Raw genomic sequence first — 12,304 nt, forward strand, 5'->3', positions numbered from 1 at the left:
AAACTAAAAAACATGAGAAAATTATTATTTTTGGGTGCTGTAGCACTTTGTGGCGTTGTAAGCGCTCAGGAAAACTCAATCAAGGCTAACCCGGCTGCATTATTAGGAGGTTCGGATCTTGTAACTTACGAAAGAAAACTTTCTGATAATATTACCGGTGTAATCGGTGCTGGTATCGGTGGTTTTAAACTTGGTGGTTACAAATACGAAAGTTTTGGCGGGGGACTGCAGGGACGGTACTATTTCGATGAAGCACTAACCGGTTTTTACGGTGCAGTAATCGGAGATTACATCACGGGTAAGGTAGAAATGAATTCAGCCGATTTCGGATTTAACTTCGGAGACATGGGTGCTGATGCTGATGTGAATTCAGAAACAGACTTTTCTGCATTTGGTGGCGGTCTTCGTGCCGGCTATCAGTGGGTTTTTGATTCCGGTTTCACGCTGGATCTGAACGGAGGTGCATCCTATAAATTTTACGATTATAAATCGGATACCCAATCAGGCGAAGATTTTACAACTGCAGGGCTTAAAGGGAATGGAATCCTTCCAGCAGGATCTGTAGGTCTGGGGTATACTTTCTAAGCTGAAATCCAAATATAAACATCAGGCCTGCTTCCATGGAAGCAGGCTTTTCTATAAATTTTGTTTCCTGCTGCATAGTAACGCTAAGAAAAACGTAAATGGGATTTACAGACCCACCATCAACTTAATATACACTCAGAAGGTATTATTCGATTACAATTTATACTTAGTTTTGCAGCCTTTTTAATAATAGATCAAAATCATGAAGAAAATAATATTTCTGGGTGCAGTGGCGCTTTTCGGAGTTATGAATGCCCAGAGCACAAAATTTGGCATTAAGGGCGGATATTCCTTATCCACGCTGCAAAAGGAATCTGACCTGCCCACAATAGAAAAAGGTAAGTCTACCTACTATATTGGAGGACTGGTTGAGCATAAAGTAAGCAATAAATTTACCTTGCAGGGTGAGATTCTGTATTCTCTTCTTGGTGGCTGGTATTCTATGTCCGGCTTTTTTTCCGAGTTTTACTATAATTTCGAAACAGATATAAAATTGGGAACCCTGCAGATACCCCTCATGGCAAAATATTATTTTTCTGAGAACATCGCTCTTGCAGGGGGTCTCAATTTGGGCTTTATTCTGTCGGCGGATGAGGAATGGACAGCTAAATACCTCTCTTTAACAGATGAAATGAGTACATATTCAGGAAGAGACGATATGAATGATGAGATAGGCTCAGTTAATTTTGCACCTTTTATTGGAGCTGAGTACAATTTGGGTAACGGACTTTCTTCGACGCAAGATATAATATAGGCGTATCAAATCTTAATAACAGTGGATTAGAAGACGAATTATTGAAAGTTGGGTTTTTTCAGGCGGGCTTAGGATATAAATTCTAAAATCCGACCAAACTCCTAATATCTTAGAAATCCTTCATTAGAAACTTCCTGCAGGCTGCTTGCGCATATTAAGACATTTTTTCACACTGCGCCAGCTGTACACACTGATATTTATCATATGCTCCAAGAGCGCACGGATGCTCAGTATTACTTAGTTTTGCAACCGTTTTTAATAATAAATGAAGAACATGAAAAAGGTATTATTAGTAGGTGCAGTAGCACTTTTCGGAGCTGTAAACGCTCAGGTAGAAACTCCTGTTGAAGGTTTTGTAAAAGGTGATACATTCATTACCGGTGCCATTGGTTACACTTCTGCTAAGCAGAACAATTTCGAAGAAAGCACTTTCACAGTAGCTCCAAGTGTAGGTCATTTCGTAAGCCCTAACATCGCTGTTGGAGCAAGAGTTGGTTACACTAACGGAACAATGGAAGATACTTTCGCAACTGTTGTTGTTTCTGAAGAGGTTGATGCAATCACTGCAGGTGTATTCGGTAGATATTATACTACTCCGGCTTCAAGATTCTCTTTGTTTGGTGAACTTAACGTGAACTATGCTAACGCAAAATACACAGACAACAACGGAATCACTGCTGCGACTGAGACTAAATACAACGGTTTCAACTTCGGTATTGCTCCGGGTGTAAACTATTTCATCAACAAAAACTTCGCTTTGGAAGCTGCTGTAGGTGTACTTAGCTACTCTACAATGAAAGAAGATGTAGCAGGTGCTGAAGCTGTTGATACTTTCAACTTTGGTCTTAACTTTACTGATGTAACATTAGGATTGGTTTACAAATTCTAATTTGTAATATTTTCAAAAGAGAGTCCCGGATCTTCTGATCCGGGATTTTTTGCGTTCAGTTGCGTTATGATTAAAGTCAGCAGGCAAAACCGGCAGCTCACCTCCTTTTGGATTATATTTGCCAACTTAAAAAAAATAAATCATGAAAAAAGTATTTTTAGCAGCTGCCCTGGCATTATTCGCGGCAACTGATGCACAGACACGTTTTGGCCTGAAAGCAGGTTATTCCAATTCTGTTCTGAACTCTTCTGACGAAGCACAGCTGGAAGGTATCGGCATGGACAAGAAAGGGAAATCCGGATTTTATGCAGGTGCATTTGGTGAATATCAGCTTACTGAAAAGTTTGCACTTCAGGGTGAACTTCAATATGCGAAACTGGGTGGCAACTATAGCGGAAGTTTTGCGCAGGATGGAATGAGTTTTACAATGGATATGGGTTTCAATATAGATCAGATCATTGTTCCCGTATCTGCAAAATACTACGTAACTCCTGCTCTGGGTCTTACTGCAGGACCATATGCAGCTTTTACTGTGAGCAATAATGTAACCGTAGACGCAAACAGTCCAAACCTTACGGCAGAAGAGAATTCAATGTTGAACTCACTTTTGGCCCAGTACGAAAATGAACTTACTAACGAATTTGACAGAAGCCTGGAAAAAACAAACTTCGGAATTCATATAGGTGCAGAGTATACCGTTTACCGTTCTCTTTTCCTAGAGGCCAGATATAACATTGGTTTGTCCAATTTGGAGAAAGATACCGATACCGAAACAAAAATGAATTTCTTTCAGGTAGGACTGGGCTGGAAATTTTAACCTCGTATTACCTATCTAATATTTTATAACTAAGGCTGCTCGTTTGAGCAGCCTTTATTTTCTTATATGTAAAAACAGGTTTTTTACCTTCCGAACAGGTTACCGCCCATTCCCGGCATCTTCGGCATTCCTTTGCTCATCATTTCCATCATCTGCTTGCCCTGTGGCCCCTGCATCATCTTCATCATCTTGCCCATCTGCTCAAACTGCTTCATCAGTGCGTTTACATCTTCAATTTTCCTGCCGGCACCTTTGGCGATTCTGTTCTTTCTCTGTGTATTTATAATAGAAGGTCTTCTTCTTTCGTCAGGCGTCATGGAATGAATGCTGGCTTCAATATGTTTGAAGGCGTCATCATTGATATCAACATCCTTGATGGCTTTTCCAACCCCAGGAATCATACCCATAAGGTCTTTCATATTACCCATTTTCTTGATCTGACTGATCTGCTGCAGGAAATCATCAAAACCAAACTCGTTCTTGGCGATTTTTTTGTGCAGCTTTTTGGCTTCCTCCTCATCAAACTGTTCCTGAGCTCTTTCCACCAGGGATACAACATCACCCATTCCCAGGATCCTATCGGCCATCCTTTCCGGGTAGAAAAGATCCAGCGCCTCCATTTTTTCGCCTGTGGAAATAAATTTAATAGGCTTTTCAACAACGGAACGTATCGTAAGAGCGGCTCCACCACGGGTGTCACCATCCAGTTTTGTAAGAACAACACCGTCGAAATTCAGTGCTTCATTAAAGGTCTTGGCAGTATTTACCGCATCCTGACCGGTCATGGAATCCACCACGAAAAGGGTTTCGTCCGGCTTTATGAAATAATGAACGGATTTGATCTCGTTCATCATCTGCTCATCAATTGCCAAACGGCCTGCAGTATCCACAATCACCACGTCGTGACTGTTTTCTTTAGCAAACTTGATAGCGTTTTCTGCAATAGAGGATGGGTTCACCGCTCCTTCCTCGGTGTAAACCGGAACGCTAATCTGGCTTCCCAATACTTTCAGCTGTTCAATTGCTGCTGGCCTGTATACGTCGCAGGCAACCAATAATGGTTTCTTGCTTTTCTTCTGTTTCAGGTAATGAGCGAGTTTTCCCGAGAAGGTAGTTTTACCCGAACCCTGCAGACCCGCAATAAGGATTACAGTAGGTTTACCGGATAGGTTAATGCCTTCATGCGTACTTCCCATAAGTTCCACCAGTTCGTCATGTACAATCTTTGTCATGAGCTGTCCCGGTGTGAGCGAGGTAAGGACATTCTGTCCCAGTGCTTTGTCCTGTACGCGTTTCGTAAGGTCCTTGGCAACTTTAAAGTTAACGTCAGCATCAACAAGTGCTCTCCGGATCTCTTTTACGGTTTCAGCTACATTAATTTCTGTAATCTTGCCGCGTCCGGAGATGTTATGAAGTGCTTTATCTAATTTATCCTGTAAACTGTTGAACATTGTATTTTATTTAAGATGTGCAAAAATACAGAAATTTGATGATATTTAAAATGTAAATTCCCCGCGCGGTCAATTATCAGTACTTTTGCAGAAATTTAAAATGAACAGGGAGGATCCGAAGCAACCGAATAAGGAAGGCAGTGCTGATGAGCGCGCCCTTCATTCAGGTTTCAAACAGTACGGAATCTATTCGGGTATCGTTTTCCAGATGCTGGCCACAATGGGCCTGGGCTTCTGGGGTGGTAAAAAAATCAATGACTGGTTTGAAGTGAGCAGTAACCTGCTTACGGTCGGTATCGGGTTCGCGGCCATGGCAGTGGCACTTTATAATCTAATAACTCAGTTAAATAAAATTCAGAAAAATGAAAATTAACAGTAATACACTTTACATTGTACTGTATTTCCTGATGTTCATCACTCATTTCGGTATTTTTCAGTGGCTGCAAAAAGGGCATGAAGCCGTTTTCATACGCTATTATATGTTCCTTACCCTGCTTTTTGTAATGGTGATTACCGTTTTGAGCATTATGAAAAGGATGTATCCCACCTATATCGGTTTCGGATTTCTGGGGATGGTGATGGTGAAGATGACGGGCCTTTTCCTGGTAATGAACCAGCTGGACCTCAGTTCAGTACCCAACTATAAACTTCACTTTGCTGTGCCTTACCTGGTGACACTTGTTCTGGAAACGCTGTATGCCGTAAAACTCATTAAAGATGTGGATTATGAGGCAAGTCCAAAAGATGAAAAAAATCAGTAGTCTGCTTTTTTGTATTCTGATTATTTATCCTATTTTTGCACAACTTTAAAAAGATATATGTAATGCTTAAAAGAGTTATCCTTTTAGTTGGTTTTTTGTCTACATTTTCCCTTTCGCCGGCGCAGCATGATGCTGTAGCTACGGAGGCACACTCCACAACCGAGGTTGTAAGTGAAGTTTCCGCCGCAGAGCAGGAAAAAGCAGAAAATCAGGAGTTTATTCAACATCACGTTAAGGATGCTCACAGCTTTGACATTATGGTAACCGGAGACGGCCGTCATATCGGGTTTCCGTTACCTGTAATTTTCTACGATAATGACAACGGTCTTCACACGATGATGAGTTCGGCCTTTCACCATGGCGAAAATGTGGTTGAAAGTAAGGGCAGTCACTATAAATTATACCATGAAAAGATTTATAAGACCGATGCTGCAGGAACTATAACCTATGACAATCATGGTCACGCGACGAACGCGAAGATGATGGATTTTTCCATCACCAAAAGTGTCCTTGCAATACTTTTCGTTGCCCTGTTAATGATACTTCTATTCACTTCTATTGCTCGCGGTTATAAGAATTCACTGGTTCCTACCGGTGCAGCGCGACTTTTTGAGCCTGTTATCGTATTTATCAGAGACGATATCGCCAAGCCGAACATCGGGTCCAAATACAAGAAGTACATGCCTTATTTGCTTACGGTATTTTTCTTCATTCTGTTTCTGAATATTTTAGGTCTGATGCCTTTCGGTATTAACGTAACCGGAAACCTTGCTATTACAGCAGCGCTTGCTATTATTACGTTCCTTCTTACACAGTTTACAGCCAACAGAAATTACTGGCAGCACATTTTCTGGATGCCGGGATTGCCATGGCCTATGAAGATCGTTATGATGCCTATTGAAGTAATCGGTATGTTCATTAAGCCATTTGCACTGCTTATCCGTCTCTTCGCCAACATGACGGCGGGACACATTGTAGTAATGTCGCTGATTGCGATGATCTACGTCTTCAAGAATATAATTGGAGGTATCGCATTCCCTTTCCTTACATTTGTACTTTATCTGCTGGAAATCCTGGTAGCTTTCCTTCAGGCTTATATCTTCGCAATGCTTTCTGCAGTGTACTTCGGTATGGCCAATGAGGAGCACCACCATGAGGAAGCTCACTGATTAAGAGCAAAGGAATAAGGTAAAAGTAAAAAGTAAATTGGTACTGCAGCGTTGAGTTGTATACCACAAACAATTAAACTAATTTTTTAAATTATATATTATGGAAATCCCTAAGTTAGTAGGAGCAGGTTTAGTAGTAATTGGAGCAGGTCTTGGTATCGGTAAAATCGGTGCTGCTGCTTTGGAAGGTATGGCTCGTCAGCCAGAGCAGGCAGGTAAACTGCAAACTGCGATGCTTATTGCTGCTGCACTTGTAGAAGGTCTTGCATTTGCTGCATTGTTCGCAGTAAACTAAGAAATTTCAACTCACTTGCCGGGAACGGTTGGTTACGGCAAGTGATTTTTTAAAAAATTAGAAAAAGAATTAAGAACAATATTTTATTATAACTCGTATGGGATTATTAGAAGACTTTTCATCAGGCTTATTCATCATTCAGTCGGTGATCTTTTTAATTGTGCTTTTTGTACTGCACAAATTTGCCTGGAAGCCAATTATGGACGCTGTGAATGAAAGAGAGGTTACAATAGTAGACTCACTGAACCAGGCTAAGCTGGCAAAAGAAGAGGTTCAGAACCTTAAGGCTGAAAACGAAATGATCATCCGCGAAGCTAAGATGGAGCGCGATAACATTCTGAAAGAAGCCAGAGAGATCAAGGAAAGAATCGTTACTGAAGCTAAGGATATTGCCAAAACTGAAGGTGATAAGATGATTGAGCAGGCACGTCAGTCTATCCAGGCTGAGAAAGCTGCGGCAATGTCGGATATCAAGAACCAAATTGGTGCTCTGTCATTAAACATTGCAGAATCTATACTTCAGGACAAACTGAGTACAGACGGTGCACATAACGCTCTTGTTGAAAATTACCTAAACAAATCTAACCTGAACTAAGATGCTTACAAGTAAAGTAGCAAAACGTTACGCACAGGGACTACTTAATTTCACGCAGGAAGCCGGTAGTACGGATTCTGTTTATACGGAAATGGGCGACCTTGCGAAAACAGTTGCCGGATCTAAGGAACTGCAGAACTTTTTCGCTTCTCCGGTTATTGAAGGCAAGAAGAAAATCAGCATTGCGCTGGAAATATTCAAGGATTTTTCTCCCGTAACCCAAAGCCTTCTTCAGCTTATCATCAAGCAGGGACGTGAGCAGCATATGCAGAACATCGCTCAGGAATTCATTAACAAAGTAGACGAGATTAACGGGGTACAGCGTGTGACGCTTACTACAGCAGCTCAACTTTCTGAGGAGAACATCAGTAAGGTGCTTAAATCTTCATCATTGCTTAATCACGACAATAAATTCGAGATCAGCACAGTGATTGATCCATCTCTTTTAGGTGGATATATACTAAGAGTAGGCGATCAGCAGATTGATGCTTCGGTAAGATCCAAGCTGGGGAAACTCAGAAAAGAATTTCAATTAAATTAAGACAAAAACAACCATAAAATGGCAGAAATAAATCCGGCAGAAGTATCAGCGATACTGAAGCAGCAGTTAGCAAATTTCAACACACAGAGTAATGTGGAAGAAGTGGGTACCGTACTTCAGATCGGTGACGGTATCGCCCGTGTATACGGTTTGGAAAATGTGCAGTATGGAGAATTGGTTAAATTTTCTTCAGGTCTGGAAGGTATCGTACTGAACCTGGAAGAAGATAATGTTGGTGTTGCACTTCTTGGTGAATCCAAGATGGTTAAGGAAGGTGATACTGTAAACCGTACCAACCGTATTTCATCTATTAATGTAGGTGAAGGAATGTTGGGTAGGGTAGTAGACACTCTTGGTAACCCAATAGACGGTAAAGGACCAATTGCCGGTGACCTTTATGAAATGCCTTTGGAAAGAAAAGCACCTGGGGTAATCTTCAGACAGCCGGTAAACGAGCCTCTGCAAACAGGTATCGTGGCTATTGACTCCATGATTCCAATCGGAAGAGGTCAGCGTGAACTTATAATTGGTGACCGTCAGACTGGTAAGACTACTGTTGCCATTGACACCATTTTGAACCAGAAAGAGTTTTACGATGCGGGTGAGCCTGTTTACTGTATCTACGTTGCTGTAGGTCAGAAAGGTTCTACTGTAGCTCAGATCGTTAAGACATTAGAAGATAAAGGAGCTATGGCTTATACAGTGATTGTAGCTGCCAATGCATCTGACCCAACTCCAATGCAGGTATATGCACCTATGGCCGGAGCATCTATCGGTGAGTTCTTCCGTGATACCGGAAGACCTGCACTTATCATTTATGATGATTTGTCCAAGCAGGCGGTTGCATACCGTGAGCTTTCCCTTTTGCTTAGAAGACCACCGGGCCGTGAAGCATATCCTGGAGACGTTTTCTACCTTCACTCCAGACTTTTGGAGAGAGCTGCAAAAGTGATCAAGGATGATACAATTGCATCTCAGATGAACGACTTGCCGGATTCCCTGAAGCCAATGGTGAAAGGTGGCGGTTCCCTTACAGCACTTCCGATTATTGAAACTCAGGCAGGCGACGTTTCTGCATATATCCCAACCAACGTAATTTCTATTACTGACGGTCAGATTTTCCTTGAAACCGACCTTTTCAACTCCGGTGTACGTCCTGCAATTAACGTAGGTATCTCCGTATCCAGGGTAGGTGGTAACGCCCAGATCAAATCCATGAAGAAGGTGTCCGGAACGCTTAAGTTGGACCAGGCACAATACAAGGAATTGGAAGCATTTGCAAAGTTCGGTTCTGACCTGGATGCTGCAACAATGAGCGTAATCTCCAAGGGTGAAAGGAACGTAGAGATCCTGAAGCAACCTGTAAATTCTCCGCTTACTGTAGAAAATCAGGTAGCGATGGTGTACGCCGGTACTGAGAACCTGATGAGAAATGTTCCTGTGAACAAGGTGAAAGCTTTTATGAAGGAATACACAGATTTCCTTAGATCGAAGCATCCTGAAACTATGGCAGCCATAAAAGCTGGAAAGATTGACGGAGCGGTTACAGACGTACTGAAAAGTGCAGCTGCAGACCTTGTAGGAAAATATAATTAATAGTGAAAGTGCCTGATTTGCAGTTTTGTAAACTGCAGATCAGGATTCTTAAAATTGAGTTTATAAAAGAATGGCAAACTTAAAGGAAATACGCGGCCGGATTACTTCAATCGGTTCTACGATGCAGATTACCAGCGCAATGAAAATGGTTGCTGCTGCTAAGCTGAAGAAAGCTCAGGACGCAATCGTTATGCTGAGACCTTATTCCGAAAAGCTTACTGAGCTTATTGAAAACGTAAGTGCAGGAACCGAGCTGGAAGAGGTGTCTACCTTTACGGCGGAGCGTGAGGTTAAAAAAGCACTCTATATTGTGGTGACTTCCAACAGAGGTCTTGCCGGTGCATTTAACTCCTCGGTAACAAAGGAACTGAACGTTTTGCTTGGCAATGTAAATCATGAAGTGGAAATACTTACTGTAGGTAAAAAAGCTTTCGATGCTGTGCGCAGAAGCCGTACCGTTTACGGGAACCACAGTTCCGTTTTTGACCAGTTGAGTTTTGATGTTGTAGCCAGCTTTACAGAGCAAGTGATGAAGGACTATTCCGAAGGCAGATTCGACAAGGTATTTGTTATCTACAATAAATTCATCAATGCAGCAACGCAGGAAGTTCGTACGGAGCAGGTTTTACCTATCGCACTGCCTGAAAAGAGCTCAGATGTAAATACAGATTATATTTTTGAACCCAGCGCCAGAGAAATTCTGGAAGGTCTTATTCCAAAGTCCATTAAGACTCAGGTGTATAAAGCCATTCTTGATTCCGTTGCTGCAGAGCACGGTGCCAGAATGACGGCCATGCACAAAGCTACGGACAATGCACAGGCACTTAAAAATGATCTTGTTATCACTTATAACAAGGCCCGTCAGGCAGCGATTACGAATGAAATACTTGAAATCGTATCCGGTGCGGAGGCATTGAAATCAAAGTAAGATTTCACATTAAACATAATTAACCACTTCAGTAATGAGGTGGTTTTTTTTATTCCAGATACTCCGCCAAAGTTGAACAATTGATCAATGGCATTGGCACGCCTTTCAAGTTTATGATTTATAAAATTTACATACCTTTGCAGACATAAATTTTATTTTATAAATGGATTCGGACATAATTAAGCTGCTCCTGGCTTTATTCTTAGTATTATTGAATGGCTTTTTTGTAGCAGCAGAATTCTCAATTGTTAAAGTTCGTTACTCACAGATTCAACTTAAGGCCGCCGAGGGAAACTCAATGGCGAAACAGGCCGAATTCATCATCAAGCGTCTTGATGAATATCTCTCTGCAACACAACTCGGAATTACGCTTGCCTCCCTTGCATTAGGTTGGGTGGGCGAAAGTGCCATGCACCATATCATCGAGAAAATGTTTATCTACTTCGAAATTGCAGCGGAGCAGAGTACAATAACTACCGTTTCACTGGTCATAAGCTTTTTAATCATTACCGTAATGCATATTGTTTTCGGTGAACTTATACCGAAGTCAATTGCGATCCGTAAGGCCGAAGCTACTACAATGGCGATTGCTGTGCCGCTTCGCGTATTCTATACCGTATTCAAACCGTTTATCTGGACCATGAATCATATGTCCAATGCGGTGCTGAGACTGATGAAAATACATCCTGCTTCGGAACATGAGATCCATTCTACGGAGGAACTTCAGCTCCTGGTGAAGCAGTCCGCGGATTCGGGTGAGATTCAGGAGGAAAACTATGAAATTATTAAGAATGCTTTTGATTTTACAGACCACTCTGCCAAGCAGATCATGGTGCCGCGTCAGAATATTCTTTCAATTGATATTGAAGATCCTATTGAAGAGGTAATCAATCAGATTATGGACAGCGGTTATTCCAGGATTCCGGTGTATAAAGATTCTATTGATAATGTGATCGGGATTTTCTACACTAAGGAAATCATCAGGGAATATGTGAGAAGCAAAGGGAATATTACGCACCTGGATTTGGAGCGCTTGATGCGGGAAGCTTTCTTCGTGGTTGGCAGTAAGAAAATCTCGGACCTGATGAAGATTTTTCAGCAGAAAAAGCAGCATCTTGCTGTTGTTATAGATGAATTTGGCGGTACCGAAGGTATTATTACACTGGAAGATATTTTGGAGGAACTTGTAGGCGAAATTCAGGATGAAGAGGACGATGAGGAAAAGGTAGTGGACCAGGTGGGCGAAAACACGTATTGGGTGCAGGCTACACAGCCTTTAGATGAGATCAATGAGTTTGTTCCCAAAAAGTTTCCGCTTTCCGAGGAAGGTGAGTTCAACACACTGGCAGGATATATTCTTCATGAGCTGGAGGATATCCCGGAGGAAAACCAGGAGTTTAAAATGAACAGCTATCACTTCAAGATTTTGAAGATGAATAATAAAAGTGTGGAGATGGTGGAACTGGTGTACGATGAAAAAAGTGTACTGGATGAACTTTCTGAAGAATTGGGCGAATTATAAATAGCAAAGTCATGTTGGAGACCATCCATTCAGTAAGAGACTACGAAAATCCGCAGCGACAGTATGAAGAAGATGTACTTCTGCTTGAAAAGGAAGACGAGATCAACAAACTCATTCTTTGGAATGACGATGTGAACACCTTCGATTTCGTTATAGAATCGCTTATAACTGTTTGCAAGCACACCGCGGAACAGGCTCAGCAATGTACCATCCTGGTGCATTACAAAGGGAAATGTACAGTAAAAACAGGTTCGATGGATTTGCTGAAGCCGATGCATGAACAGCTGACCGAACGCGGCCTTACCAGCGAAATAGTTTGAAAGCAGACATAAATTTGCCAAAAGGATCGACAGAATAGATCGGTTGTGCGGGATTCTTCATTTTTAAATGTCGAATTTTGA

General features: G+C 41.8%; 15 protein-coding genes. 14 read left to right on the plus strand and 1 reads right to left on the minus strand.

The annotated features are described in order from the left end of the window. Positions 1-12: 12 nt before the first annotated feature. The 4 genes from H1R16_RS00900 to H1R16_RS00915 all read left to right on the plus strand — a co-directional run bounded on the left by H1R16_RS00900 (position 13) and on the right by H1R16_RS00915 (position 3,045). Positions 13-585, plus strand: a complete 573-nt coding sequence (locus H1R16_RS00900; RefSeq protein ID WP_181886112.1) for a DUF3575 domain-containing protein — start codon at positions 13-15, stop codon at positions 583-585. Between the two features lie 202 nt (positions 586-787). After that, positions 788-1,339 carry a porin family protein gene (locus H1R16_RS00905; RefSeq protein WP_181886111.1) on the plus strand — a complete coding sequence of 184 codons (552 nt, stop codon included), beginning with the start codon at positions 788-790 and terminating at the stop codon, positions 1,337-1,339. Positions 1,340-1,613: 274 nt separating this feature from the next. Beyond that, positions 1,614-2,228: an outer membrane protein gene (locus tag H1R16_RS00910; protein ID WP_181886110.1), complete on the plus strand. Its 615-nt coding sequence runs from the start codon at positions 1,614-1,616 to the stop codon at positions 2,226-2,228. A gap of 142 nt (positions 2,229-2,370) precedes the next feature. Continuing rightward, complete coding sequence (locus H1R16_RS00915) at positions 2,371-3,045, plus strand: porin family protein (protein WP_181886109.1); 675 nt, start codon at positions 2,371-2,373, stop codon at positions 3,043-3,045. 83 nt (positions 3,046-3,128) lie between these two features. Here the strand turns inward: H1R16_RS00915 and ffh are convergent, their stop codons facing one another. Then, positions 3,129-4,496 (minus strand): signal recognition particle protein, encoded by a 1,368-nt coding sequence (gene ffh / locus H1R16_RS00920; RefSeq protein WP_182035769.1) that lies wholly within the window; start codon positions 4,494-4,496, stop codon positions 3,129-3,131. 85 nt (positions 4,497-4,581) lie between these two features. On the opposite strand from ffh, the gene H1R16_RS00925 reads away from it, so the two are divergent. The 10 genes from H1R16_RS00925 (at position 4,582) to H1R16_RS00970 (ending at position 12,223) form a co-directional block, all read left to right on the plus strand. Further along, on the plus strand, positions 4,582-4,869 hold the full coding sequence (locus H1R16_RS00925; RefSeq protein WP_181886107.1) for an AtpZ/AtpI family protein: 288 nt from the start codon (positions 4,582-4,584) through the stop codon (positions 4,867-4,869). After that, positions 4,859-5,257 (plus strand): hypothetical protein, encoded by a 399-nt coding sequence (locus tag H1R16_RS00930; RefSeq protein ID WP_181886106.1) that lies wholly within the window; start codon positions 4,859-4,861, stop codon positions 5,255-5,257. Before H1R16_RS00925 ends, H1R16_RS00930 begins: the two co-directional genes overlap by 11 nt. Before the next feature lie 62 nt (positions 5,258-5,319). Next, the gene (atpB, locus tag H1R16_RS00935) at positions 5,320-6,426 is read left to right on the plus strand and encodes a F0F1 ATP synthase subunit A (protein WP_181886105.1); all 1,107 of its coding nucleotides are present in this window, start codon (positions 5,320-5,322) and stop codon (positions 6,424-6,426) included. Positions 6,427-6,526: 100 nt separating this feature from the next. Further along, on the plus strand, positions 6,527-6,721 hold the full coding sequence (gene atpE / locus H1R16_RS00940) for an ATP synthase F0 subunit C (protein WP_012782425.1): 195 nt from the start codon (positions 6,527-6,529) through the stop codon (positions 6,719-6,721). Between the two features lie 97 nt (positions 6,722-6,818). Then, positions 6,819-7,316 (plus strand): F0F1 ATP synthase subunit B, encoded by a 498-nt coding sequence (gene atpF, locus H1R16_RS00945; protein ID WP_181886104.1) that lies wholly within the window; start codon positions 6,819-6,821, stop codon positions 7,314-7,316. Between the two features lies 1 nt (position 7,317). Then, positions 7,318-7,857 (plus strand): ATP synthase F1 subunit delta, encoded by a 540-nt coding sequence (atpH, locus tag H1R16_RS00950; protein ID WP_181886103.1) that lies wholly within the window; start codon positions 7,318-7,320, stop codon positions 7,855-7,857. 18 nt (positions 7,858-7,875) lie between these two features. Beyond that, entirely contained in the window at positions 7,876-9,453 is a 1,578-nt protein-coding gene (gene atpA, locus H1R16_RS00955) for a F0F1 ATP synthase subunit alpha (RefSeq protein WP_181886102.1), read from the plus strand. A 70-nt stretch (positions 9,454-9,523) separates the two neighbouring features. Next, positions 9,524-10,381, plus strand: a complete 858-nt coding sequence (gene atpG / locus H1R16_RS00960; protein ID WP_181886101.1) for an ATP synthase F1 subunit gamma — start codon at positions 9,524-9,526, stop codon at positions 10,379-10,381. A 163-nt stretch (positions 10,382-10,544) separates the two neighbouring features. Next, positions 10,545-11,903, plus strand: a complete 1,359-nt coding sequence (locus H1R16_RS00965) for a hemolysin family protein (protein WP_181886100.1) — start codon at positions 10,545-10,547, stop codon at positions 11,901-11,903. An 11-nt stretch (positions 11,904-11,914) separates the two neighbouring features. Next, positions 11,915-12,223, plus strand: a complete 309-nt coding sequence (locus H1R16_RS00970) for an ATP-dependent Clp protease adaptor ClpS (protein WP_181886099.1) — start codon at positions 11,915-11,917, stop codon at positions 12,221-12,223. The last annotated feature ends 81 nt before the right edge of the window (positions 12,224-12,304 follow it).

It is taken from the genome of Marnyiella aurantia, assembly GCF_014041915.1.
Lineage (GTDB): Bacteria > Bacteroidota > Bacteroidia > Flavobacteriales > Weeksellaceae > Marnyiella > Marnyiella aurantia.